Origin of the sequence: Reyranella sp. (assembly GCF_965279625.1) — a bacterium.
GTDB lineage: Bacteria > Pseudomonadota > Alphaproteobacteria > Reyranellales > Reyranellaceae > Reyranella.
Map to the genome: position 1 here is coordinate 2390927 of NZ_OZ257251.1, position 25353 is coordinate 2416279.

Here is a 25353-nt window from a genome sequence, read left to right on the forward strand (position 1 = left end):
CAGGCATGGCTGACTCCGAAGTAGCTGGACGCGATTGGTCGAGTGCCGAACTCGACCTCATCGTTGCCGACTACTTCGCTATGCTGAAAGCAGAGCAGGCTGGTGAAACCGTTCGCAAGACAGAGCATCGTCGAGCGCTGAAGGAGCACCTCCACCGCACCGACGGTTCAATCGAATTCAAACACCAGAATATATCGGCCGTCCTGACAGAGCTTGGCCTCCCGAGAATCCGTGGCTACGTCCCTGCGTGGAACTTTCAGGGCGCAATCGCCTCCGCAATCGGCCGCTATCTCGAGATGAAGCCCGATCCGGTTCCATTGACAATCATGCCTTTGACCGGCTTCTCCGAGTTGCCTTCGCTCTTTGTCGGACCACCGCCGACAAGACCTCCCATCGGCGCCAAGGCGCGGACGGTGTTAGAACGCGTAGCGCGGAGATTCGACCCGGCCTTGCGCGATCAAATGAACCGCGCTTTGGGCCAGGCCGGCGAAGAGCTGATCTATGAGCGCGAGCGCGAATTGCTCATCTCGGCCGACCGCCGAGACCTCGCTAGAAAGGTACGGTGGGTCTCAAAGGAAGACGGCGATGGCGCCGGGTACGATATCCGCTCCTACGATCCATCGGGTCATGAACGATGGATCGAGGTCAAGACGACCCGCGGCGGCAGTACGACGCCGTTCTATCTCACCCGAAACGAAAATGAAGTTGCCAAAGAGCGCCCCGACGCATTCCGATTGTATCGGCTCCACGACTTTTCGCGCCAGCCCGGACTCTTCACTTTGACACCGCCACTCGACGCAGTATTGCAACTCGAAGCTCTGACGTTTCAAGCATCGCTGAAGTAGCGGAGACATCATGTCCGACATCCTGAGAACGGAAGCCGAGCTCGAGGCGATCTACGGGCGGCCGGTCGAAGCGTCGACGGTCAAGGAAGTGAACTGGATCACGCCGCACTACCGTGCCTACATCGACGCGTCGCCCTATGCGGCGCTGGCGACGTCCGGTCCCGAAGGTCTCGACTGCTCGCCGCGCGGCGACAGGCCGGGCTTCGTGCGGGTGCACGACGAGAAGACGCTGATGCTGCCCGACCGGCGCGGCAACAACCGCATCGATTCGCTGCGCAACATCGTGCGCGATCCCAGGGTGGCGCTCCTGTTCATGATCCCGGGTGTCGGCAACACGCTGCGCGTTAACGGCCGCGCCCATCTCAGCATCGCGCCCGACCTTCTGGAGTCCTTCGCCGTTGACGAGAAGGCGCCGCGTTCGGTGGCCGTGATCGAGGTCGACGCTGTTTATTTCCAGTGCGCCCGCGCGCTCGTCCGCTCGGAGCTGTGGAACCCCGAACGGCATGTCGATCCCAAGTCGCTGCCGAGCGCCGGCCAGATCCTGGCAGCGTTGAGCAACGAGAGAGTCGGTGGCGAAACCTACGATCGCGAATGGCCGGGCCGGGCAGCGGCCACCATGTGGTGATCCGCGAGCGCGAACCGGAAGACGACGCGGCGATCCGCCACCTGAACGATCTGGCTTTCGGCGGCCCGTTCGAAGGCAAGCTGATCGACGAGCTGCGTGAGGCGTTCATCGACGCGGTCGAGCTGGTGGCGGTCGAGGACGGCGTCCTCGTCGGCCATATCCTGTTCAGCGCACTGACCACGATGGTCGACGACGATGCCGTGCCGACCTTGTCGCTGGCGCCGATGTGCGTTCATCCGGACCACCAGCAGGCCGGCATCGGCACCGCCTTGGTCGAAGCCGGGCTCGAGCTGGCGCGGCGCCGGGAGTGGCAGGCCGTCGTGGTGCTCGGCGATCCCGATTACTATCCGCGCTTCGGCTTCTCGGCCGAGCTGGCGAGTGGCCTCGACAGCCCCTTCGACGGCGATTCCTTCATGGCCCTGGAGCTGGTACCCGGCGCCCTCGACGGCGAGGACGGACTCGTCGTCTATCCGGCGGCGTTCGGCCTGGTTTCGTAGAAGCCTAAGCCGCGCGCGCGATCACCGGGGCTTCGAGGGCTTCGATGAAGCGCCGGCAGTAGGCGTCGGCGGTCGTGCGCATGACCTTTTCCCGCAGCACGCTCTGCCGCTCCTGTCGCTCCGACAGCGGCATCGACAGGGCGACATGCATCGCATCGGCGATGGCATCGGGATCGAACGGATTGACGATCAGCGCCTCGGTGAGATCCTGGGCGGCACCGGCGAACTGCGACAGGACCAGCACGCCGGGATCCTCATCCGATTGCGCGGCCACGAACTCCTTGGCGACCAGATTCATGCCGTCGCGCAACGGCGTCACCACGCCGATCCGCCCCAGGCGATAGAGGCCTGCCAGAGTGGAGCGCGGCGCACCGCGCGTCGAATAGCGCAACGGCGTCCAGTCGAACTCCGAGAAACGGCCGTTGATGCGTCCCGCCAGCCGGTCGAGCTCGGTGCGCAGCTTGCGATACTCGTCGACCTCCTCGCGCGAACGGGGACAGATCTGCAGGAAGTGTATCTTGCGCTTGTGCTCGGGGTGCTTCTCGATCAGACGGCCGAAGGCCTCGAAGCGGTGCGGCAGACCCTTGGAATAATCCAGCCGGTCGACGCCGATGGCCAGGGCGCGGTTCGACAGGCTTTCGGCAACCCGCAGCACCTCCTTGTCACCCTCGGCGCGTACGGCGTCCTGTGCGAAGCCCTGGGCATCGATGCCGATCGGATCGGCGAAGACGCGCACACGACGCCCAGCCAGCCGGATCCACTCGCCGTCGACCGTGGCGCCCAGCAGACGCTGCGCGCAGTCGCGAAAGTCGCGCGCATGTTCCTCGGTCTGGAAGCCCACGACGTCGTAGGCGCAGAGATCGGCCACCAGCTCGCGCGCCACCGGCATGGCCTCGAGCATCGACGGCGGCACGAACGGAACGTGCAGGAAGAAACCGATGCGGCCTTCGAAGCCTTCCTTGCGCAGCAGGCGGGCGAAGGGAATGAGATGATAGTCGTGCGCCCACACCGTGTCGTCGCCCTGCAGCAGCGGCGCCAGCGACGAGGCGAAGGAGCGGTTGACCGACAGATACCCTTCGTAATCCTCGCGACGGAAATGCATCAGCCCGAGGCGGAAGTGCAGCAGGGGCCACAGCGCGCCGTTGGAGAAGCCGACATAGAAGCCGCGATAGGCGTCGGGCGTCAGGTCGACCGTTGCATAGGTGACGCCGCGCGCCTCGACGATGGCAGGCGTCGAGGGCTCCGCGGTGAGACGGCCGCTCCACCCGAACCACATCGCGCCGGGCGTCAGGAGGTCGCGCAGCGCGACGGCCAGACCGCCCGCGGCCGTGCCCCGCGCCTTGGGAACGGGCACGCGGTTGGAGACGATTACGAGGCGTGCCACAGCCCCTCCTCCCAGCTCCGCGAGAGCCGCATGGCCGACAGGATCAGGCCGACCTGGCTGTAGGTCTGCGGGAAGTTGCCCCACAGCTCGCCGGTCCGCGGATCGAGGTCTTCCGACAGCAGGCCCACGTGGTTGCGGCGGGCCAGCACGTTGTTGAACAGTTCGAGCGCCTCCTCGCGGCGGCCGACGCTGGCCAGCGCATCGATGTACCAGAAGGTGCAGAGCAGGAAGGCGTTGGACGGCGCGCCGAAATCGTCGGCCTCGATGTAGCGCATGATGAAGCCGTTCTTCATCAGCTTGCGCGACACCATGTCGAGCGTGGCGTGGAAGCGCGGATCGTCAGAGCGCAACAGGCCGATCTCCGGCAGCACGAGGCTGGACGCGTCGGCCATCTCGCGGTCGAGCACGCCCGACAGCCAACCGTCGGACATGGTGGCGCGCTGCATGATCTCCTGCCGCAGCACGCCCGCCTTGGCGAGCCATTCGCGCGATTCGCCGCCCAGGCCGACCCTGCGGGCGATCATCCCGAGCCGGTGCTGGGCCGCCCAGCACATGGCGGCGGAGAAAGTGTGGACCTCCTCGCGCTCGCGATATTCCCACAGGCCGGCGTCGGGCGTGAGGGCGGCGCGGTGCGCCTCGTTGCCGACGGCGCAAAGCTGGCGATAGAGCTCGACATCGCCCTGACGCGGCAGGCGCTCGTCCCAGAACATCTGGGCGGCCGTCAGCACCATCGAGCCGTACACGTCGTTCTGGCGCTGACCGACCGCGGCATTGCCGATGCGCACCGGCCCGTAGCCGCGATAGCCCGGCAAGGTGTCGATCAGGCGCTCCACCGTGTCGGTCCCCGGCGCGATGGGAAAGAGCGGGGCCACGTCCTGGACCTCGCCGCGCTTGCTGCCCGCCTCGACCACGTCGATGATGAAGCGCACGTAGCTTTCCATCGTGCGGGTCACCGACAGCCGGTTCAGCGCCGTCACGGTGAAGAAGGCGTCCCGCAACCAGGTGAAGCGATAGTCCCAGTTGCGCACGGTGCCGGCGGCCTCCGGCACCGAGGTCGTGAGCGCGGCCAGCACCGCGCCGGTATCCTCGTAACTGCAGAGCTTCAAGGTGATGGCGGCGCGGATCACCGCCACCTGCCAGTCGAACGGGATGTTGAGGTCGCGTACCCATCCCTGCCAGTAGATCTCGGTCTCGCTGAGGAACGAGCGCGACAGCTGATCGACATTGTCGGTGATGCTCTCGTCGGCGCCCACGATCATCGTGAGCGGCCGGTCGAGCGAGAACTCGGTCTCGTGGAGCACGTAGTTGAGCGAGGCGTCCGTCGTGAGGCGCAGCACCGACGCATCGCCATAGTAGCGTATGTGATTGCTGCCCACCGTGACCTGAGACTTGCGCGCGCCGTAATCGAAAGTAGGGCGCAGGCGCAGCGTCACCCGCGGCCGGCCGGCGACGGGCTCGAACCGGCGCATGAGCATTGGGGGACGGAACATGCGACCGAAGCGACGGAAGCGCGGCGCGAAATCAAGGATGCGCGCCGTTCCGCCGGCGCACTCGATGATCGTCTCCAGGATCGCCGTGTTGGGAATGTAGCGCTGACGGCTCTCCTTCATGCCGTCGAAGACGGCGTCCATGTAGCCGCCCTGCGGGTCGTTGCCGCCGAGCAGGGCATTGAACACCGGATCGCCGTCGAGACGACCCAGCCCGTGCCAGACATGGCGGCCGTTGCGGTCGATCAGGCTCGCAATCGAGCAGTTGCCGATGACGCCGAGGTCGAGCGTGCTCATGGGCGGACGCCGGCTGCCTGGGACGGGGCTGACGCCGTCTCCAACATCCGTTTGGCATTGTGCGCCAGCCACGCGCGTACTTTCGCCGGGTCGCCATCGAAGACGTCCTGGACGCGGAATCCTTCGCCGCCATGGCGCCGCGCCGCGCTCATGCCGGCCTCGTCGGTGAAGTCGTCGCCGACGAAGATCGGGCGGCGGCCTTTGAAGGCATTGTCTTTCATCAGGCGCTCGACTGCGTGCCCCTTCGACGTTCCGCGAGAGCCGATCTCGACGGCTTCACGCGCGGGAATGAGTCGGAACCACGGGTGATCCTCGGGCACGAGAGCCCGCACGACGCGCCACACATCGTCGTGGCGCTCCGGGGCCAGTCGATAGTGAATCGCGCATCCATGAGGCTTTGGCTCGACGAGCACGCCGGGCCAGCGTTCCGTCGCCGCCACCAGCGAATCGCGCCAGGCCTGTGTCACGGCCAGGCCGGCCGGCATCTCCTCCACCGTTCCGTCGCTGAACCGCAGCGTTACCCCATGTTCGCCCGCTGCCGCAGACTTGAATGGCTGCAGGTATCGATCGATGGTCTTGAGAGACCGCCCGCTGACGATGGCGAGAGCGCCGCCCAGAAGCGTATGCAGCTGAAGGAGGATGCCGGGAAGATTCGGCGGCACGACCACGAGTTCGGGCGTGGCGGCGATCTCGAGCAGTGTGCCGTCGAGATCCAGGAAAAGCGCGGTGCCGTAGTCGAAATCCGTTGATGCCATCTCGTCCCCTCTGCGCCTTGGATGCCCTGGGGCGCGAAGGGGCTCTCGACCGCAACACGCCGCGGTTCGGGGACCGCCGTTTCGGGCGGCCACTCCTAGCGCGTGGTCGTTCAACGATATGAACCCACGGCGGTTCCCCAAACCCGTTCCGGGAGGGCAAAAATTGAGGCGAATATGTCGACAACCGCCCGAGTCCGTGACGAACGGATGACACGACCGTGCATCGCGCCGAGTCGAATTTGGATGGCAACGCCAACGGGGGACCGGCGTTGTAGAGGCACAACCATTCGACAGAGGAGAAAGCTCATGAGCAGCACGACCGACAAGATCAAGGGCGTCACCAACGAGGCCGTCGGCAACGTCAAGCAGGGCGTCGGCAAGGCCATCGACAGCGACAAGATGCAGGTCGAGGGCGTGGTCCAGGAACGCAAGGGTGAAGCGCAGCAGGCCGTCGGCAAGACCAAGGACGCGCTGAAGAAGGCGATCGACGGCTAACGCCGCGCCCTTCTTCGCACTTCCAAAGAACAAAGAGGGCGTTCGTCGCGAGACGGGCGTCCTTTTTCTTTGTCGGCGATTGGCCTAGGCTCGCCGCCTCCTTCACCGATGGCGGTCCGATGCTCCCTTGCCAACGCGATCTGTTCGACATTCCGCGCGATGTCTGCTTTCTCAATGCCGCCGCGTGGAGCCCGCTGCCGCTTGCCGTGCAGGAGGCTGGTCGCATCGGCGTGGCGCGCAAGGGCCAGCCGTGGAAACTCGACGCGGATTTCATGGCGAAGCAGTACGAGCGCGCGCGCCGGGCGGCGGCGGCACTGATCGGCGCCGATGCCGTCGATATCGCGCTGATCCCCTCCGTCGGCTACGGCGTCTCGACCGCGGGCAAGGTGATGAGCCTGCCGCTCGGCAGCCGCGTGCTGGTGCTGCAGGACGACCATACCTCTCCTGTGCTCGAATGGATGAGCCGCGCCGAACAGGGTGGTTACACCGTCGAGCAGGTGAAGCAGCCCGGCGAAGGCGACTGGACCTCGGCGGTGCTGGAGGCGATGACGCGCAAGGATGCAGCGCCTCTCTCCCTCGTCTCGATCTCGTCCGTGCACTGGTCGGATGGCGGCGCCATCGACCTGCCGCGCATTGCCGAAGCGGCGCGCCAGGCGGGAGCGGCGTTGCTGGTCGATGCCACGCACGATGCCGGTGTCCGCCGCATCGACGTGAAGACGCTCGATCCCGATTTCCTGATCTTCCCGACCTACAAATGGGTGCTGGGCCCCTACGGCCGCGCCTTCCTGTATGTCGCCAAGCGACACCAGAACGGCGTACCGCTCGAGCAGACCGCGCCAGCGCGCAAGGGCGTGGCAGCGGAGCAGAAAGTCTATTTCCGCGACCTTTCCTATGCCGATGGCGCGCGCCGCTACGACATGGGCGAGCGCGACCATTTCATCACGCTCGAAATGGCGGCGGTCGGCATGGAGATAATGGCGGGCTGGGGCAACGATCCCATCGTCGCGCGCCTCACCATGCTGACGGACCGCCTGGCCGACGGACTTGCCAACTGCGGCGTGCGCGTGATCGACCGCAAGCTGCGCGCGCCGCACCTGCTCTGCCTGCAGTTCCCCAAGGGCATGGCGGACGACCTGCCGCAGAAGCTCACGGCAGAGAATGTCTATGCCGCGCCGCGCCTCGGCCGCCTGCGCATCAGCCCGCATGTCTACAACGACGAGCAGGACGTCGATCGCTTCGTCGATGTCTTCAAGAAAGTCGCGCTCTAGCCGCAACAAGACGAGCCGTCGGTGGCATCGCGATTGCATTCGATGAGCGGTGCCGGCGCACCGAACTGTCGAGGCCGGCGCGCGTAACAGGGGGACTGGTTCTTGCGTAACACTCGTCGACACATTCTGCGGCAGCTTCTCGTCACGGCGGTCGCCTCACCGTTCATCGCTCGCGCCGCCTCCGCGCAGGGCAAGTATCCCGAGCGGCCGATCAAGATCATCGTTCCCTTTCCGCCGGGCGGTGGCGTCGACCTGACGGCGCGGCTGATGATGGAGCCGCTGTCGAAGGAGCTCGGTCAGACCATCGTCATCGAGAACAAGGGCGGCGCCGGAGGAATCATCGGCGTCGAGGCGATGTCGCATGCGGCACCCGATGGCTACACGCTGTCGCTCACCGGCGCCGGCACGCTGACCGCCGGCCCGCATCTGCGCGCCAAGATGCCCTACGATCCGACTGCGCTGACGCAGATCACTCGGCTCGTGCGCATGCCCTTCATCCTGGCGGTGCGAAACGATCTGCCCGCGAAGACCCTGCCGGAATTCATGGAGCTGGCGAAGAAGCAGGAGCTGCGCTGGGCCTCGGGCGGCATCGGCACCAGCCAGCATCTCGCGGGCGAGCTCTTCACCCAGATGTCTGGCCTGAAGATGATCCACGTGCCCTATCGCGGCACCGGCCCGGCGCTGAACGACCTGGCGGCCGGCATCGTCGATGCCTATTTCGGCGATCCCGCGACACTCGGCCTGATCCGCAGCGGCAAGGCGCGCGCCATGGCCGTGACCTCGCCCGAGCGCTGGCCCGTCCTGCCCGATACGCCGACGCTTGCCGAGGCCGTAAAGGGCTACGAGGCGGAAAACTGGTACGGGCTCGCCGCCCCTCCCGGCACGCCGACGCCGATCGTCGACCGGCTGTACGCCGCCATCGCCAAGGTCCTGGCCGAGCCAGAGGTGAAGAAGAAATACGACGAGAATGGCCTCACCCCAGCCCTTCTCTCCCCGGCCGAATACGTGCCCTTCCTCAAGCGCGATTCCGTCACCTGGGGCGACGTGGTGCGTAAGGGCAACATCAAGGTCGACGAATGATGTCCTCCCGCCTGGCCGTCGACATCGGCGGCACGTTCACCGACGTCGTGCTCGAAACCGGCATGACCTCGCACGCGATCAAGGTCCTGACGACGCCCGACGCACCCGAGCGCGCCGTGCTGGAAGGCGTGCGCACCATCCTGGCCCAGGCGAAGTGCCGGCCGCAGGACGTGACGCTCGTCGTCCACGGCACGACGCTTGCCACCAACGCGCTGATCGAGCGCAAGGGCGCGAGCACGGCGCTGGTCACGACGGAGGGCTTCCGCGATTCCGTCGAGATGGCGTGGGAGCACCGCTTCGAGCAGTACGACATCCACATGGAGCGGCCGCAGCCGCTGGTGCCGCGCGACCTGCGCTTCGGCGTGCCGGAGCGCGTGGCATCCGACGGCGCCGTGTTGCTGGCCCTCGACGAGGCAGCGGTGCGCCGCGTCGCCGCCGAACTCAAGGCACAGAAGATCGAGGCGGTGGCCGTGTGCTTCCTGCACAGCTTCACCAACGAGACGCACGAGCGCCGCGTCGGTGCGATCCTGGCCGAGGAACTGCCGGGCGTCGCCATCTCGCTCTCCTGCGAGGTCTGTCCTGAGATCCGCGAATACGAGCGCACCTCGACCACCATCGCCAATGCCTACGTCCTGCCGCGCATGGCGGGATATCTCGGCCAGCTCGAGGCCGACCTGCGGAAGGAAGGAATCGCGGGACCCTTGCTGCTGATGATGTCGTCGGGTGGCATCACGACGGTCGATACGGCGCGGCGCTATCCGGTGCGGCTGGTCGAATCGGGACCGGCCGGCGGCGCGATCCTGGCGCGCACGGTCGCGGCCGAGAACGACGCCCGCCGGGCCGTCGCCTTCGACATGGGCGGCACCACGGCCAAGCTCACGTTGCTGGACGATCTCGAGCTGCAACGCTCGCGACAGTTCGAAGTCGCGCGCGCCTATCGCTTCGTGCAGGGCTCCGGCCTGCCCGTACGCATCCCGGTCATCGAGCTGGTCGAGATCGGTGCCGGCGGCGGCTCGATCGCCCGCCTCGACGAGCTGGGCCGCATCCAGGTCGGTCCCGATTCCGCGGGCAGCGTGCCCGGTCCCGCGTGCTACGGACGCGGCGGCACCGAGCCCACCGTGACCGACGCCGATACCGCGCTGGGGCGGCTCGATCCCACGCGCTTCGCAGGCGGCGCCATTCCGCTTCACCGCGACAAGGCCGAGGCCGCGCTGCAGGCGCTGGCCGGCCCGCTCGGCACCGATGCCCAGGGCGCGGCCGCCGGCGTGGCCGAGATCGTCGACGAGACCATGGCGAGCGCGGCCCGCGTGCACGCCGTCGAGAACGGCAAGGACACGGCCGACCGCGCGCTGATCGCTTTCGGCGGCGCCGCGCCGCTGCATGCCGCGCGTCTCGCCCGCAAGCTCGGGATGAAGCAGGTGATCGTCCCGGTGGGTGCCGGCGTCGGTTCCGCCTTCGGCTTCCTGCGCGCCTCCATCGCCTACGAGGTGGTGAGGACGCGGCACCTGCGGCTCGACATGTTCGACGCCAAGATGCTGAACGAGCTGTTCGCTGCCATGCGGGCCGAGGCCGAGGCCGTCGTGCAGCCGGCGGCGCCCGGCGAGACGCTGATCGAATCGCGCTTGGCCTTCATGCGCTATCGCGGCCAGGGCCACGAGATCGCCGTCCCCCTGCCGAACGAGCCGTTCGCAGCGGATGCCGCGGGCGAACTGCGCCGCCGCTTCGAGGCGACCTACGAGCAGGTGTTCGGCCGCGCCATTCCCAAGCTCGAAGTCGAAGCCCTGACCTGGACCCTGTCGATCAGCACCGACCGGCCGCTGCCGCCGCCGGCCAAACCCGTCCCCAGGGTCACTGCGCCGGCCCCGTCGGGCCATCGCGAAGTGTTCGATCCCGCGAGCGGCCTCCTCGAACGGGCAGCCCTCCACGAACGCAAGGCGCTGACGCCCGGCATGTCATTCGACGGACCGGCGCTGATCGTCGAGGACGGCACCACCACCGTCGTTCCCACCGGCTTCATCGCCCACATCAATGAAGTGGGCCAGATCGTCCTGGAGGACCGCGCATGAGCACGTCTGCCAATTCGCCGGCCAAATCTCCGTTGGCCGACATCCGGCTGCAGGTCATGTGGAACCGCCTTCTCTCCGTCGTGGAGGAGCAGGCGCGGGCGCTGGTGCGCACCGCCTTCTCGACCAGCGCGCGCGAGGCCGGAGACATCTCGGCCGGCGTGTTCGACCTCGAGGGCCGCATGCTGGCGCAGGCCGTGACCGGCACGCCGGGCCATGTGAACTCGATGGCGCGCAGCGTCATCCACTTCATCCGCGAATTCCCGGTCGAGACGATGAAGCCGGGCGATGCCTACGTCACCAACGATCCGTGGAAGGGCACCGGCCATCTCTACGACATCGTCGTGACCTCGCCCGCCTTCCACAACGGCAAGCTGGTGGCGCTGTTCTCCTGCACCACGCACGTGGTCGACATCGGCGGCCTCGGCCAGTCGCCCGACGGGCGGCAGGTCTTCCACGAGGGCCTCTTCCTGCCGCTGCTGCCGCTGATGCGCCAGGGCGTGATCGACGAGAGCGTGATGCGCATCGTGCGCGCCAACGTGCGCGAGCCGGTGCAGGTCGAGGGCGACATCCACGCGCTGATCGGCTGCAACGGCATCGGCGAGAAGCGGCTGTCCGACATGATGGCCGAGCACGGCATCGACACTCTCGACGAGCTGGGGGAACACATCATCGAGAAGAGCCGCGCCGGCATGATCGCGGCCATCTCGAAGCTGCCGCGCGGCACCTGGAAGGGCCATATGCGGATCGACGGCTACGACGCGCCAATCGACCTGCACGCCGCCGTCACCATCCATGCCGATCATATCTCGGTCGACTATGCCGGCACCTCCGGCTCGTCGATCTACGGCATCAATTCGCCGATGTGCTACACCGAGGCCTACACCGCCTTCGGCATCAAGTGCATCGTGGCGCCGACCATTCCCAACAATGCCGGCACGCTCGACTCGATCCTGGTGACGGCGCCCGACAACACCATCGTCAATGCGCTCCATCCCGCCGCGGTGAACGCGCGCAGCACGATCGGCCACATGCTGCCCGACGTCTGTTTCGACGCGCTGCATCAGGTCATCCCGGGGCAGGTGCCGGCCGAAGGCACGTCCAACCTCTGGAACCTGAAGCTCGGCGCCGGCCACGGCATGACGGGAACGATCGGCAACAGCCGTCCCTTCATGGTGACGACCTTCCATTCCGGCGGCGCGGGTGCCCGCCCGACGCTCGACGGGCTCTCGGCGACGCCCTTCCCGTCGGGGGTGCGCAACGTGCCGGTCGAGATCACCGAGACCATCGCGCCCGTCGTCGTGTGGAAGAAGGAATACCGCCAGGATTCCGGCGGCCCCGGCGCCCAGCGCGGCGGCCTCGGCCAGGTGATGGAGGTCGAGCACCGCGAAGGCGCACCCTTCGGCATCTTCGCCACCTTCGAACGCGTGAAGTATCCCGCGCGCGGCCGCGACGGCGGCAGGCCCGGCGCCAACGGCCGTCTGTCGCTCGCGTCAGGGCAGGAGCTGAAGGCCAAGGGCTTCCAGACCATCCCGGCCGGCGAGCGTCTTGTGGTGGAAATGCCCGGCGGCGGCGGCTACGGCGATCCGGCGAAGCGCGATCCCGAATCGGTCAAACGCGACGTGCGGCTGGGCCTGGTCAGCGAGGAAGCCGCCAAGGCGGCCTACGGCATCGAGGGCGATTGACTCATTGGAGCGCGCAACTCCAGTTGCGCCTCGGACTCCGAAGAGCGCCACTGAAGTGGCGCGCTCCAATGAAAACGCCAGAGGTATGACCCTCTGGCGTTGATGTATTCGGCGAAGTCCGCGTCCCGTCAGAAGCTCTTGTCGAACGCCGGGCGGTGCTTGTTGCGCAGCTTGAAGTCCTGGCGCTCGGCCTTGCGCGGCGCGCGCACCCAGACCTCGCGATTGGGATGCAGGCCGCCGCCGCGCGTCGCCGGCACCGCGCTGGTGCGGGCGCGATGGAGCAGGCGCGTGTCGGCGATGCCGCAATTGGGATGGATGCCGCCATTGCCGGCGACCGCCTTCTCCCACGCCGCCTTGCGCTTGGCGAACACGGCAGGATCCTTCAACGCCGTGCAGTTCAGCTCGTTGACGTTGAGGTCGGCCACGATCTCGTCGCCGTCCTCGACCAGCGCGATCGGCCCGCCCAGCGCCGCCTCGGGCCCGACATGGCCGATGACGAGGCCGACCGAACCGCCCGAGAAGCGCGCATCGGTCATCAACGCCACGACGATGTTGCGCTCGCGGCAGAGCGTCGTGATGCGCGAGGTCGGATCGAGCATCTCCGGCATGCCGGGCGCGCCGCTCGGCCCCTCGTAGCGCACGATGATCATGTCGTGGTTCTGGAAAGTGTCCGGCGTCTCGTCGAGTGCCTTGAGCAGACCCTGCTCGCCCTCGAACACGCGGGCGCGGCCGCGGAACAGGTTGTCCTCGAGGCCACCCTCGACGCCCGCAAGCTTCAGGATCGCGGAGAAGTCCGGCGACAGGTTGCCGCCCAGCATGCGCAGGCCGCCGGTCGGCTTGTAGGGCTTCTCGACCGGATAGATCACGCGGCCGTCGGCCTTCTTGGCCCCCAGCCGCTCGACCTGCTGCGCCAGCGTCTCGCCGGTGCAGGTCAGCACGTTGCCGTTCAGCAGGCCGGCTTCGAGCAGCTCGCGCACGATCACCTGCACGCCGCCGACTTCGTCGATGTCGACCATCGAATACTTGCCGTAGGGCCGCGCATCGGTGAGCACCGGCACGACATGCTGCGAGAGGTAGTTGAACTCCTCCGGCGTCATGACATCCTTCCAGAAGTCGCCGAAGCCGGCGGCGCGGGCGATTTCCGGCGCGTGCAGCACCACGTTGGTCGAGCCGCCGATGGCCATCGCCACGATCACCGCGTTGCGGATCGAATCGCGCACGACGATGTCGCGCGGCTTCAGGTCCTTCGCGATCAGGTTGGCCAGCAGGTCGACCAGCTCGGCGGCGAACTCGTTGGTGCGGCGCGGATCGTCGGACGGCGGCGCCACCATGTGCAGCGGCTGCATGCCGACCACGCCGATGAAGGTCTGCATGGTGTTGTAGGTGAACATGCCGCCGCAGCTGCCGTAGCCCGGGCAGGCGTGGCAGGCGATGTGATGCCGGTATTCCGGATCGGGATGGCCGGCGACCTGGTAGGCGCTCACGATGTCGAGCGCCTCGCCGGTGTTCGGATCCTTGCCCGGATGGATCGGGCCGTCCGACATGATGATCGAGGGCAGATTGTGCTCAAGCAGGGCCGACAGCGTGCCGACCGGCGGCTTGTCACAGGCCACGACCGCGATCGTGCCGGCGAGTCCGGTGGCGCTCAGATGCTCGCACAGCGCGTCCTGGGTGACCTCGCGGCCGATCAGCGAGTAGCGCATCTCGCGCGTACCGTTGCGGATGCCGTCCGAGGTGGCGATCGTGTACTCGGGCTGGACCAGGCGCATCTTGAGCTGGTTGGGGCCCGTGCCGATTCGGGCCTTGAGCTGGGCGTGGATCGCCTCGACCTTCGACAGGACGCCCAGATAGCACTGGCTGTCGCCCTTGGTGCCGACGACGCCGACCGACGGCTCGTGAATGAGATCGGGATCGGTCCCGAGCGCACGGGCCACACCGATGGTCTGGGTGGAGCGGCCAGGATGTCGGTCAATGGTCACAAAGCTCGGCTTCATCACAACCATCCCATAGGACTTGGATATCAGAATTGCTGGCGTTGGCCCGCCTGCGCGGCGGACGGGTCCGGCGGTATATCACAGGCCCGCCATGCCATTCCCACGATTTATTTGCGGGCTTGGCAGGCACCAAACCGCTCCCCGGAACCGGCTGGATGGAGGGTCAGGCCCCCTTCAAGGCCGACAACACCTTTGCCACCAGCGTCCCCGAATGTCCCGAAATGTAGCGGGTCACGGTACCGTCCACGAACGCGTGTTGCCGCGCATTGGATGTCAGCGCCCAAGCCGCCGTGGCGGCATAGACCATTTCGACCAGGAGATTTCGGTCGTACCTGTCCTTGAGCTTTGCCAGTTCGCCCATAATCCTGACGGCTGATCCCCGGCGATCTTGAGGATGTCGAGATGGGTCGGCGTGGCGATCCGCAGGTCGGTCAGCCGGTTTGGCAGGCCGGCGAACTGGGCCGCGAGCGTGGAATCCGTCCCGGCCTGCGCCAGGCGGGCCTGCAAGTCCCTCGATACGGGCTGTCCGGAGAGGCGCAGGGCCGCAGAAATCGTATCGGCCTGAGGAGGATTGAGCCGAGCGGGAACCAGCTTCTCCATCCATCCCGGCTGGCTGCGAACACGAAGGAGAAGAAGCCCGCCACCGGCGGATAGGCGACCCAATCCTGCTGCTTCCGCCGAAAGTCTCGAACCAGCCAACCAGACGCTCGGGCCGGGGGTCGCGATAGTAATAGGTGAATGCATCGTCAGCCTTGCTCGACGGCGGCGAGGCAGGCTGTGCGACCGCCGTCGCGATCGTTGCCAGGTCGATCGCCACGAGCAGCGCCAGCAAGTTGACCAAGCCGAACAGTTTCGTTCCGAGGCCCCGACGGAAGGACAGCAGGTTGCAGATGCGGCAAGCCAATTGCAACCACACGATGAGACCGTCAGGCCCTCCATGCCCGCACGGTGGCCTTGCCAATTCCAAGGAGGCGCAAGCAGCGACTTGGCGCTAGTCTCCCCGTCACGAATGAAACGAGGAAACCAAGATGTGGCAGCCCAGCGAGCGCTATCCGGATCCGGCCGTGCGCGTGCTCGACCCGTCGTTCAACCAGTACCGGCTGGCGCTGGCCTCGGTCGAGCGGCTCTACACGGGCTGCCGCTGGTCCGAGGGGCCCGTCTGGTTCGGTGACGGCCGCTACCTCCTGTGGAGCGACATTCCCAACAACCGCGTGCTGCGCTGGGACGAGGAGACGGCCAACGTCTCGATCTTCCGCAAGCCCTCGAACAACGCCAACGGCCATACCCGGGACCGCCGCGGCCGGCTGATTGCCTGCGAGCATGATGCCCGTCGCGTCGTGCGTTTCGAATATGACGGTGCAATCACCGTGCTGGCCGATTCCTACAACGGCAAGCCGCTCAACTCGCCCAACGACGTGGTGGTGAAGTCGGACGGTTCGATCTGGTTCACCGATCCCACGTTCGGCATCCTGGGCTACTACGAAGGCCACAAGGAAGAGAGCGAGAACAGCCCCGCCGTCTATCGCCTCGATCCGACGACCGGCAAGCTCGCCATGATGGTCGATGACATTCCCGGCCCCAACGGCCTCGCCTTCTCGCCCGACGAGAAGAAACTCTATGTCGTGGCCTCGCGAGCCGAACCGCACCGCACGATCCTGTCCTACGACGTGTCGACCGACGGCACCACGCTGGGCAAGGGCTCGGTGCTGATCGATGCCGGTCCCGGCGGCTCACCCGACGGCTTCCGCGTCGACGTAGACGGCAATCTGTGGTGCGGCTGGGGCATGGGCTCGGCCGAACTCGACGGCGTGCGCATCTTCAATCCGGCGGGCAAGCCCATCGGACATATCGACCTGCCCGAGCGCTGCGCCAACGTCTGCTTCGGCGGCCGTTACCGCAACCGCCTGTTCATGGCGGCGAGCCACTCGCTCTACGCGCTCTACGTCAACACGCAGGGCGCGATCGGCGGCTGATCATGTCCGGAGTCGAGTCGAGCTATGCCTGGTGGCGTCTTGCCGCCAGCGTGACGCTGAGCACGGTCGGCGGCATCGGCATGTGGTGCCTCGTCGTGGCGCTGCCGTCGATCCAGCAGGATTTCGGCGTCACCCGCGCCGACATCTCCCTTGCCTATACGATGAACACGCTGGGCTTCTTCGCCGGCGGCGTCACCTGGGGCAAGCTGGTCGACAAGCGCGGCATCGTCCTCACCGCGGTGCTGAGCGCGACGGGCCTCGCCCTGGGCTTCGCGCTGGCGCCACTGGCGACCGCGCTGCCCTTGTTCGCCGCGGTCCAGGTGCTGATCGGCTTCAGCTCGGCCGCGACCTTCGCGCCGCTGGTCGCCGACATCTCGCACTGGTTCGACAAGCGCCGCGGCATCGCCGTGGCCATCGCCGCCTCCGGCAACTATCTCGCCGGCGCGATCTGGCCGACGATCATCCAGATGCTGATCCACGATCATGGCTGGCGGGTCACCTATTGGGCAGCCGGCACGCTGTGCTTCTTGGCGATGATCCCGCTGGCCCTGACGCTCCGCCGCAAGCCGCCGCAGGAGCAGATGACGGGCGCCGCGGGAACGGCCGGCGCCGCCGCCCATTCGCCGCGCTCACTCGGCCTGTCGCCGAACGCCCTGCAGGCGGTGCTGGTCGTCGCCGGCATCGGCTGCTGCGTGGCCATGTCGATGCCGCAGGTCCATATCGTCGCCTACTGCGCCGACCTGGGCTACGGCGTGGCGCGCGGCGCGGAGATGCTGTCGCTGATGCTGGGCTTCGGCATCGTGAGTCGCATCGCCTCGGGCTGGATCGCCGACCGGGTCGGCGGCATCAAGACCCTGCTGCTGGGCTCGACCCTTCAGTGCGTGGCGCTGGTCTTCTATCTCGTCGACGATTCGGTCAACTCGCTCTATCTCGCCTCGGCGATGTTCGGTCTGTTCCAGGGCGGCATCGTCCCGTCCTACGCCATCATCGTGCGCGAATACTTCCCGCCCAAGGAAGCCGGCTTCCGGGTCGGCCTCGCCATCTCCTCGACCCTGGTCGGCATGGCACTGGGCGGATGGATGGGCGGCGTTCTGTTCGACATGACCGGCTCCTATCGCGCGGCCTTCATCAACGGCATTGCCTGGAACCTGCTGAACGGCGCTGTCGCGTGGTGGCTCCTGTTCCGCCAGAACCGCCGCAACGTCTTCGCGGCAGGCTAGCGGCGCATCGCCATCAGCAGCGCGTCGCCGCTATAGGGTTTGCGGATGCGCGGTACGCCAAGCAGCTTCGGCGGGAAGGCGATGTCCTCGCCGTAGCCGGTGGTGAACACGAAGGGGATGCCAAGCGAATCGAGATGCTCGGCGACCACGAAGCTGGTTTCGCGGCCGAGATTGATGTCGAGCAGGGCGAAGTTCGGCGGACGGGTGGCGATCGCACGCATAGCCTGCGCCACGCTGGCGGCCACCCGCACCGTATCGATGCCGGCGCGAACCAGCGAACTCTCGGCGTCGAGCGCGATGATCATGTTGTCCTCGACGATCAGCACGTCCTTCGGCAGGTCCGCCGCGCTCACCTCCGCTGCCGCCTCTGCGGGCGGTTCGGCCAGCGCGCCCGCCGCCGGACGAACGTAGCTCGCGGGGATCACGAACCTGGCACACACACCCGTCACCTCGTAGGCGACGGTCGCCTCGCCCTTCAGGTCGTAGGGGATCGATCGCTCGATCACGGTCGAGCCGAAACCACGCCGTGTCGGCGGCGTCACCGGCGGACCGCCCTGTTCGGTCCAGGTGATGTGCAGGTCGCGCTGCGCATCGAGCCGGGTCTCGATATCGATCGCGCCGGTACTGTCGCTCAGCGCGCCGTACTTGGCGGAGTTCGTCATCAGCTCGTGCACGACCAGCGCCAGGGTGGTGAAGCCCTGCGGCTCGAGCAGCATCTCAGGCCCCGAGAGGCGCACGCGCGTGGCCTTTCCACCCAGATAAGCTCCGGCCTCGGCGACGACGAGGCCGCGGAACGAGGCCGGTCCCCAGTTGTCGGCGGTGATCTGATCGTGGGCGCGCGCCAGGGCCTGGATGCGCCCCCCCACGACATCGGTGAAGGCATCGACCGTCAGGGAGGGATCGCGGCTCTGGGAGATGACGCCGCGGATCAGGCCGAGAATATTGCGGACCCGGTGATTGAGCTCGGCGATCAGCAGGTCCTGCCGCTCCTGCGCCCGCCGGCGCTCGACCTCGGTGATGTCGGAGAGGTGCAGGATGACCTCGAGCAGGCTGACCCGCAGGCTCTCGGCGATGCGCACGTCGACCGGTTGCCAGGGGATCGACTGGCCGCTCACCGTTTCGCGCCATAGTTCGAAACTCTTGCGCGGCGTCAGGCGCGCGCCGAGCGGGCCCACGACGACCGGCTTGCTGGGATCTCCTGCCCAGTTCACCGAACGCGCCACTTCCTTGCGGAAGAAGATCAGGAAGTCCCGTGCCGGGCGCGAGAGCGGCACGACCAGCATGCCGGCCGCGCGGTCGGCGAAGTCGCGGCCGGGCGCGTACTCTTCCGCAATCTCGTGGCAGGCCAGCACATCGCCGAGGTCGCGACGCGTCAGATGGTCGATCAGGCCGATGAACTGGTCCTGCGTCGGCGCAATGCCCTGCAGGGTGGCGTTTCCGCCCGTCCACACGCCGATGCCGTCGCAGGACAGGAGATCGGCAATCTCGTCGAGGTGGGAGACGATGCTGTCGAAGCGGGTCGCTTCCGCCGCCATCACGGTGACGAGCTGGTTATGGAGCTTGCGCGCCCGCGCCTCGTAGGCCGCTTCACCGTCGCGCTCCCGACTCTCCATCAGCAGCGAGAACATCTGGCCGAACAGTTCCGCCGCGGTGCGCCGTTCGAACGGCACCGTGTGGGGCCCGTAATGATGGCAGGCGAACAGGCCCCACAATTTGCCATCGCGCAGGATCGATACCGACATCGAAGCGCCGACGCCCATGTTCTGCAGATACTCGATATGAATCGGCGAGACGCTGCGCAGCACGCTCATCGACAGGTCGAGCGGCCGGCCGCCGATCAGTCCGGGCTGGATGGCGACGGGCGTCGCGGAAACATCGGGAATGATACGCAGCCAGTTGCGCTCGTAGAGGATGCGCGCCTGCCGCGGTATATCCGAAGCTGGATAGTGCAGGCCGAGATAGCTTTCGAGGCCGCCGCGCGCCGACTCCGCGATCACCTCGCCCGAGCCGTCATGGTCGAAGCGATAGATCATCACGCGATCGAAGCCGGTGAGGCCGCGCATTTCACGGGCCGCGACCCGGTAGAAGGTCCGGAGATCGGGGGTCTGCTGCAGGCGCGCGATCATGGCGCGCACCAGCGCTCCCGAGTTGACCCCCTGCTCGTCGATGCAGGGTTCGGCCTCGATGACGATCGTGTCGCCGTTCACATGGACGGCGAGGTCGAAGCGCGAGCCGTCGGTCAGCAGCGCCACGGAGAAGGCCCGCGCCACGGTGTTGGTGAACACCGCGGTCTGGAGCTGGCCCCGGATCAGATGGATCGACTCGTGGGTGAACACGTCCTCGATCGGCCGGCCCACCAGTTCGGCCGGACCGGCCCCCAGCCAGGCAACGGCGTTGCTCGACAGGCGCGTGATGATCCACTGCGTGCTGTCGAGCGCGATCAGGAAGCCGAAGGGCTGAACCGCCCCGAGGAGATGAATGGGCTCGCGGTCGCAGTTGGTGAGGTCGACGGGAAACACCGGGTCAGGCATGCGCCGGTTCCATCATGAACAAGCCGAAGGCCTCGCGTGCGCCCAGCATCGTCCGTTCGGGCGACGCGGCAACCGCCTCGGAGTTCTCCAGCCGTTGCAGGAAGCTGCGCCAGAAATCGGCGCCCGCCCCATGCGCCAGGTAGTTCGTCGCCGCCCGGACCTCCACCTCGGCATTCTCCCGGGCGCGCTTGACGAGGAGCTTGGCTCCGAGGCGCGAGCCCTCCAGCACATAGAGGCGACCGAACAGGCGCGCCTCATCGCGCGTCACGTCGACGGCAATCGCTGTCGGCTTGGAAACGCCGAGTATGTCGAGGTCGCGCTCAAGCGCGTCGGCACGACGCCGCAACGGCCAATCCGGAAGGAGCCGCTGCACACCGCCCTCCTCCAGCGCGCGCTCGAGCGGCGGGACTGCGCGGGCGAGCATCACCAGAAACGCCGAATAGGCATTCTTGTCCGTGTCGAAAGGACCGGAAAAGCGCCCGTCGACCTCCCCATGGAGCGCCGAAGTTGCTGAAAGCAACATCTGGCGGGCGGAGGACCGTGCGGGCGCAGCGATGGAAAACGCTCGCTGCATTCGACCTATACTACGCAACAGCCCGTCCAAGGTTCGACGAACTGATTTGTGTTTTTCGCGGCAACCCGCTCAACGAGACGGCGTTTCCCAAGTCGCCATGGGCAAGCACGTTCTCATTGTCGAAGACGACGAACTGGTGGCGGACCACTTGGCGGCCCTCGTTCGCGACCAGCTCGACTGCACGCCGTTCGTCGCCGGCAATACCGGGGACGCGATGGTGCTGGCATCCCAGCGGGTCGACTTCGGTTTTCTGGACATCAAGTTGTTGGACGGACTGACCTTCTCTCTCGCCAAGCACCTGCGCGAACGGGGCGTCCCTTTCGTCTTCGTTTCGGCGAGCGATCCGGGCAAGGTTCCGGCCGACCTTTCGGACGCGCTCTTCCTGCGCAAGCCGGTGCCGCCGCCGCGTCTACTGGCCGTCGCCCGCGCGCACCTGTAGAAGGTCCGGACCCGGCACTCCAAGACACGGACGCCCCCATGCGCATCGTCGCCATCCGCGACATCGTCTCGCCCATCCGCTCCAAGATCGCCAACGCCTATATCGACTTCAGCCAGATGACCGCTTCGGTCGTGGCGGTGGTCACCGACGTGATGGTCGACGGCAGGCCGGTGGTGGGGTTCGGCTTCAATTCGAACGGCCGTTACGCGCAGCACGGGCTGCTGGGCGAACGCTTCATTCCGCGGCTCAGCGAGGCCAAGCCCGAGTCGCTGCTCGATGCCGAGGGGCTGCTCGATCCCGCGAAATGCTGGGCCGTCATGATGGCGAACGAAAAGCCCGGCGGCCATGGCGAGCGCTCCGTCGCGGTCGGCGTGCTCGACATGGCGATCTGGGACGCCGTCGCCAAGGCCAAGAGGGTGCCGCTGTGGAAGCTGCTGGCCGATCGCTACAACGGCGGCCAGGCCGACGAGAAGGCGTGGGTCTATGCCGCCGGCGGCTACTACTATCCAGGCAAGGGGCTGGACGGGCTCAAGGACGAGATGAAGCACTATCTCGGCCTCGGCTATTCCTGCGTGAAGATGAAGGTGGGCGGCGTGCCGCTGGCCGAGGACCTGAAGCGCATCGAGGCGGTGCTGGACATCGTCGGCGCCGGCGAGCGTCTGGCAGTCGACGTCAACGGCAAATTCGACCTCACCACCGCGATCGAATTCGGCCGCGCCATCCAGGGCTTCGGCCTGCGCTGGTACGAGGAGCCGCTCGACCCGCTCGACTATCTGGCGCATGCCGCGCTCGCTACCGAGTACGCTCCGCCGCTCGCCACAGGCGAGAACCTCTTCTCGATGCAGGATGCGCGGAACCTGATCCGCCACGGCGGGCTACGGCCCGACCGCGACATCCTGCAATACGATCCCGCTCTGTCCTACGGCCTGGTCGAGTATCTGCGCACGCTCGAGATGCTCAAGGCACACGGATGGTCGCCGCGGCGCTGCGTGCCGCATGGCGGGCATCAGTTCGCGCTCAACATCGCCGTCGGCCTGCAATGCGGCGGCAACGAATCCTATCCTCAGGTTTTCGCGCCGTTCGGTGGCTTCGCCGACGACTGTGCGGTGGTTGACGGCCGTGTGTCGCTGCCCGACGCGCCGGGCATTGGCTTCGAACGCAAAGCCGACCTGTGGTCGGTGATGAAGGAGATCGCCTGAGGGCTTTCCTTCTCCCCGGTCAGCCGCGCCAGTTGTCCCAGCTGCCGTTGCGGTGGGTCTGATACCGGTCGTCCTGCGGGATGCCTGAGCCCGAGCAGCCCGCCAAGGCACCGGCTACGGCAAAGGCCAAGACCAGCGTGATCGTTCTGAAAAGAATTGTCATGCCGCCCACATGGCACCCGCTCATTCGGGTTTCAATAAACCTGACTTCACAAGTGCGCTAACGCCTGCTTCCTGGTCCTTCATATAAGCTGCGAACTCCGCCATCGTCGAAGGGCGTGGCACGGCGCCGAGTTCGGCGAGCTTCGCGGCGATTGCCGGGTCCTTCAGGGCCGTGACAACGGCGCCGTTCAGGGTTTCGAGGATGGGCCGGGGCGTCTCGACGCGCGCCAGCACGCCGGCCGTCGTGCCGCCGTCGAACGGCTTGCTGCCGATGTCGGTGAGCGACGGCATGTCGGGCAACTGCGCGATGCGATCGGGACTCATCGCCAGCAGGCCCTTCAGTTTGCCCGACTTGATGTGCGGCAGCGATGTCGTGAGCTGGTCCATGTAGAGATCGATCTGGCCGGCCATCAGGTCGGTCAGGCCGGGCCCCGATCCCTTGTAGGGGATGATGTTGAACTTCACGCCTTCGTTCACTTCGAGGCGCAGGATGGCGATGTGGTTGGTCGTGCCGTTGCCGGCATGACCGATCGTGACCGTGCCGGGCTTGGCCTTCGCTTCGGCAAGGGCGGCGCGCATGTCGGCGAAGCGACCGTCAGGCTTGCCGACGAGGATCATGGGCACGGTCGACAGCAGGCTGATCGGCGCGAACAGCGGCACCAGCGACGGCTTGCCCGCGAGATAGGGCGAAACGAACAGTACGCTGAAGCTGCCCATGACGACGGTGTAGCCGTCGGCCGGCGCATTGGCCGCCGCTTCCGCTCCCACCAGGCCGCCGGCGCCGGGCCGGTTGTCGACCAGCACGGTCTGGCCGAGGGCGCGCGACATGCCCTCGCCGACCAGCCGCGAGGTCAGGTCGTAGTTGCCGCCGGCGGCGAAGGGCGCGATCCAGCGGATCGGCTTGCTGGGATAGGCCTGCGCCCATGCCGGTGCGGCTGCGGCACCGGCCGTCGACAAGGCGAGGCCGCTGCCCAGCACTGTGCGTCGCGATATCTTCATTTCGAGCCTCCCCAATTCCGTTCAGACTGATTGCAATTTCCGATGAGGCGCGCCACACCGGAATGCGCCCACTCATCGCCGGGAGAAACCGGATGCCGGAGCATCAGACCCCGCTCATTGCGACGATCGCTGCGGGATTGATGCTCGCCTTCGTGCTCGGTCTGATCGCCCAGAGGCTGCGGGTGCAGCCGCTGGTCGGCTACCTGCTGGCCGGCGTCCTGGTCGGTCCCTATACGCCGGGCTTTACGGCCGATCCCGCGCTCGCCACCGAACTCGCCGAGATCGGCGTCATCCTGCTGATGTTCGGCGTGGGCCTCCACTTCTCTCTGAAGGACCTGCTCTCGGTCGCGCGCATCGCCATCCCCGGCGCCATCGGGCAGATCGCCGTCGCGACCCTGATGGGTGCCACCCTTTCCTGGGCGCTCGGCTGGCCGCCCCTTGCCGGCTTTGTTTTCGGCCTGGCGCTCTCCGTTGCCAGCACCGTCGTCCTGATCCGCGCCCTGCAGGAGCGGCATATCCTCGAGACGCATCGCGGCCGCATCGCCGTCGGCTGGCTGGTGGTCGAGGATCTCGCGATGGTGCTCGCGCTGGTCCTGCTGCCGGCGCTCGCGGTCGCGACGGCGGGCAACGGCGTGCCCGCCACCCGCATCCTGTTCACCCTTCTGATCACGCTGGCCAAGGTCTCGATCTTCGTGGCGATCATGCTGATCGTCGGCCGGCGCGTCATTCCCTGGCTGATGCACTTCACCGCGCATACCGGCTCTCGCGAACTGTTCCGACTCGCCGTCTATGCGATCGCCCTCGGGGTGGCCTATGGCGCGGCCCACCTTTTCGGCGTCTCCTTCGCCCTTGGTGCCTTCTTCGCCGGCATGGTGCTGGGCGAAAGCGACCTCAGCCAGCGCGCCGCCGAGGAAGCCATCCCGCTGCGCGACGCCTTCGCCGTGTTGTTCTTCGTCTCGGTCGGCATGCTGCTGGACCCGGCCGTATTCGTCGAGCACCCACTCGCGGTGATCGCCACCATCGCCATCATCATCGTCGGCAAGTCGGTGGCCGCCTACGTCATCGTACGGGCATTCGGGCACAGCCGGTCGACCGCCTTCACCGTCTCGGCGAGCCTGGCACAGATCGGCGAGTTCTCGTTCATCCTGATCGGGATCGGCATCGGCCTGGGCATGGTGCCCAGGGAGTCGCGCGACCTCATCCTGGCCGGGGCCATCGTGTCGATCATGCTCAATCCGCTGATCTTCACGTTGCTCGAGCGCCTGGGCCAGGAAAAGTCCGCCGAACCGGCCGCCCGGCACGACGAACCCGAGACCGCCCTCACGCCAACGACCCTGACCGGCCATGACATCGTCGTGGGCTACGGCCGCGTCGGTTCGCTGGTCGGCGCCGGCCTCCGGGGCGATGGCGCCAGGATGATCGTCGTCGAGGCGAGCGATGCCGGCGTCGCGCGCGCCCGCAGCGACGGTGCCGAGGTCTTCACCGGCAACGCCGCCGAACCGGCGATCATCGCGGCGCTCAACCTCGCCGGCGCGCGGCGCCTCTACGTCACCATCCCGGAGGCCTTCGAGGCCGGCCAGATCGTCCAGCAGGCCCGCGCCGCCAATCCCGGGCTCGATATCCTGGCCCGGGCCCATTCGAGCGCGACGGTGGAACATTTCGAGAAGCTCGGCGCCAATCTCATCGTCCTCGGCGAGACCGAGATTGCCCACCGCATGCTGGAGCGCGGCCGGGCCGACACGTCCACGACTCAGGTCTGACACGGGTTGAACGACCGTTCA

The 25353-nt window shown here is 67.0% G+C and carries 22 protein-coding genes; 13 read left to right on the plus strand and 9 right to left on the minus strand.

The annotated features are described in order from the left end of the window. Positions 1-5 precede the first annotated feature (5 nt). From ACQY78_RS11680 to ACQY78_RS11690, 3 genes are read left to right on the plus strand one after another with little or no spacing between them, the layout of a single operon-like run. Positions 6-845 carry a DUF3883 domain-containing protein gene (locus ACQY78_RS11680; protein ID WP_428685773.1) on the plus strand — a complete coding sequence of 280 codons (840 nt, stop codon included), beginning with the start codon at positions 6-8 and terminating at the stop codon, positions 843-845. 10 nt (positions 846-855) lie between these two features. After that, positions 856-1470, plus strand: a complete 615-nt coding sequence (locus ACQY78_RS11685; RefSeq protein WP_428685775.1) for a pyridoxamine 5'-phosphate oxidase family protein — start codon at positions 856-858, stop codon at positions 1468-1470. Continuing rightward, positions 1437-1967 (plus strand): GNAT family N-acetyltransferase, encoded by a 531-nt coding sequence (locus tag ACQY78_RS11690; protein ID WP_428685777.1) that lies wholly within the window; start codon positions 1437-1439, stop codon positions 1965-1967. Before ACQY78_RS11685 ends, ACQY78_RS11690 begins: the two co-directional genes overlap by 34 nt. A 4-nt stretch (positions 1968-1971) precedes the next feature. Here the strand turns inward: ACQY78_RS11690 and ACQY78_RS11695 are convergent, their stop codons facing one another. Genes ACQY78_RS11695 through otsB form a run of 3 tightly spaced genes read right to left on the minus strand, consistent with a single transcriptional unit; the run spans position 1972 to position 5890 of the window. Continuing rightward, complete coding sequence (locus tag ACQY78_RS11695; protein WP_428685779.1) at positions 1972-3351, minus strand: alpha,alpha-trehalose-phosphate synthase (UDP-forming); 1380 nt, start codon at positions 3349-3351, stop codon at positions 1972-1974. Then, positions 3336-5135: a glycoside hydrolase family 15 protein gene (locus ACQY78_RS11700; RefSeq protein ID WP_428685781.1), complete on the minus strand. Its 1800-nt coding sequence runs from the start codon at positions 5133-5135 to the stop codon at positions 3336-3338. The genes ACQY78_RS11695 and ACQY78_RS11700 overlap by 16 nt, the downstream gene beginning before the upstream one ends. Then, complete coding sequence (gene otsB / locus ACQY78_RS11705) at positions 5132-5890, minus strand: trehalose-phosphatase (RefSeq protein WP_428685783.1); 759 nt, start codon at positions 5888-5890, stop codon at positions 5132-5134. The genes ACQY78_RS11700 and otsB overlap by 4 nt, the downstream gene beginning before the upstream one ends. 306 nt (positions 5891-6196) lie before the next feature. On the opposite strand from otsB, the gene ACQY78_RS11710 reads away from it, so the two are divergent. The 5 genes from ACQY78_RS11710 (at position 6197) to ACQY78_RS11730 (ending at position 12481) form a co-directional block, all read left to right on the plus strand. Beyond that, a complete protein-coding gene (locus ACQY78_RS11710; protein WP_428685785.1) occupies positions 6197-6385 on the plus strand; it encodes a CsbD family protein in 189 nt (62 codons plus the stop codon). A gap of 119 nt (positions 6386-6504) precedes the next feature. Then, on the plus strand, positions 6505-7653 hold the full coding sequence (locus ACQY78_RS11715) for an aminotransferase class V-fold PLP-dependent enzyme (protein WP_428685787.1): 1149 nt from the start codon (positions 6505-6507) through the stop codon (positions 7651-7653). Positions 7654-7755: 102 nt separating this feature from the next. Then, positions 7756-8733, plus strand: coding sequence for a Bug family tripartite tricarboxylate transporter substrate binding protein (locus ACQY78_RS11720; protein ID WP_428685789.1), 978 nt, complete (start codon positions 7756-7758; stop codon positions 8731-8733). Continuing rightward, positions 8730-10799: a hydantoinase/oxoprolinase family protein gene (locus ACQY78_RS11725; RefSeq protein WP_428685791.1), complete on the plus strand. Its 2070-nt coding sequence runs from the start codon at positions 8730-8732 to the stop codon at positions 10797-10799. The genes ACQY78_RS11720 and ACQY78_RS11725 overlap by 4 nt, the downstream gene beginning before the upstream one ends. Beyond that, positions 10796-12481, plus strand: a complete 1686-nt coding sequence (locus ACQY78_RS11730; protein ID WP_428685793.1) for a hydantoinase B/oxoprolinase family protein — start codon at positions 10796-10798, stop codon at positions 12479-12481. The genes ACQY78_RS11725 and ACQY78_RS11730 overlap by 4 nt, the downstream gene beginning before the upstream one ends. Before the next feature lie 128 nt (positions 12482-12609). Here the strand turns inward: ACQY78_RS11730 and ACQY78_RS11735 are convergent, their stop codons facing one another. Together ACQY78_RS11735 and ACQY78_RS11740 are read right to left on the minus strand one after the other, a co-directional pair. Continuing rightward, a complete protein-coding gene (locus ACQY78_RS11735; protein WP_428685795.1) occupies positions 12610-14475 on the minus strand; it encodes a dihydroxy-acid dehydratase in 1866 nt (621 codons plus the stop codon). A 273-nt stretch (positions 14476-14748) separates the two neighbouring features. Next, positions 14749-15075: a hypothetical protein gene (locus ACQY78_RS11740; protein ID WP_428685797.1), complete on the minus strand. Its 327-nt coding sequence runs from the start codon at positions 15073-15075 to the stop codon at positions 14749-14751. Between the two features lie 428 nt (positions 15076-15503). On the opposite strand from ACQY78_RS11740, the gene ACQY78_RS11745 reads away from it, so the two are divergent. After that, complete coding sequence (locus tag ACQY78_RS11745) at positions 15504-16448, plus strand: SMP-30/gluconolactonase/LRE family protein (protein ID WP_428685799.1); 945 nt, start codon at positions 15504-15506, stop codon at positions 16446-16448. A 2-nt stretch (positions 16449-16450) separates the two neighbouring features. Then, on the plus strand, positions 16451-17668 hold the full coding sequence (locus ACQY78_RS11750; protein ID WP_428685801.1) for an MFS transporter: 1218 nt from the start codon (positions 16451-16453) through the stop codon (positions 17666-17668). Here the strand turns inward: ACQY78_RS11750 and ACQY78_RS11755 are convergent. Together ACQY78_RS11755 and ACQY78_RS11760 are read right to left on the minus strand one after the other, a co-directional pair. Continuing rightward, positions 17665-20199, minus strand: a complete 2535-nt coding sequence (locus tag ACQY78_RS11755) for an HWE histidine kinase domain-containing protein (RefSeq protein WP_428685803.1) — start codon at positions 20197-20199, stop codon at positions 17665-17667. The genes ACQY78_RS11750 and ACQY78_RS11755 overlap by 4 nt on opposite strands. Then, complete coding sequence (locus ACQY78_RS11760) at positions 20192-20773, minus strand: biliverdin-producing heme oxygenase (RefSeq protein ID WP_428685805.1); 582 nt, start codon at positions 20771-20773, stop codon at positions 20192-20194. Before ACQY78_RS11760 ends, ACQY78_RS11755 begins: the two co-directional genes overlap by 8 nt. 97 nt (positions 20774-20870) lie before the next feature. Between ACQY78_RS11760 and ACQY78_RS11765 the strand changes: the two genes are divergently transcribed. Together ACQY78_RS11765 and ACQY78_RS11770 are read left to right on the plus strand one after the other, a co-directional pair. Then, entirely contained in the window at positions 20871-21212 is a 342-nt protein-coding gene (locus tag ACQY78_RS11765) for a response regulator (protein ID WP_428685807.1), read from the plus strand. Between the two features lie 38 nt (positions 21213-21250). Beyond that, positions 21251-22411 carry a mandelate racemase/muconate lactonizing enzyme family protein gene (locus ACQY78_RS11770; RefSeq protein ID WP_428685809.1) on the plus strand — a complete coding sequence of 387 codons (1161 nt, stop codon included), beginning with the start codon at positions 21251-21253 and terminating at the stop codon, positions 22409-22411. A 19-nt stretch (positions 22412-22430) separates the two neighbouring features. On the opposite strand, the gene ACQY78_RS11775 is transcribed toward ACQY78_RS11770, so the two are convergent. Next, positions 22431-22574 carry a hypothetical protein gene (locus ACQY78_RS11775; RefSeq protein ID WP_428685811.1) on the minus strand — a complete coding sequence of 48 codons (144 nt, stop codon included), beginning with the start codon at positions 22572-22574 and terminating at the stop codon, positions 22431-22433. A 20-nt stretch (positions 22575-22594) separates the two neighbouring features. Next, positions 22595-23572, minus strand: coding sequence for a Bug family tripartite tricarboxylate transporter substrate binding protein (locus ACQY78_RS11780; RefSeq protein WP_428685813.1), 978 nt, complete (start codon positions 23570-23572; stop codon positions 22595-22597). A 92-nt stretch (positions 23573-23664) separates the two neighbouring features. On the opposite strand from ACQY78_RS11780, the gene ybaL reads away from it, so the two are divergent. After that, positions 23665-25332 (plus strand): YbaL family putative K(+) efflux transporter, encoded by a 1668-nt coding sequence (gene ybaL / locus ACQY78_RS11785; RefSeq protein WP_428685815.1) that lies wholly within the window; start codon positions 23665-23667, stop codon positions 25330-25332. Positions 25333-25353: the final 21 nt, after the last annotated feature.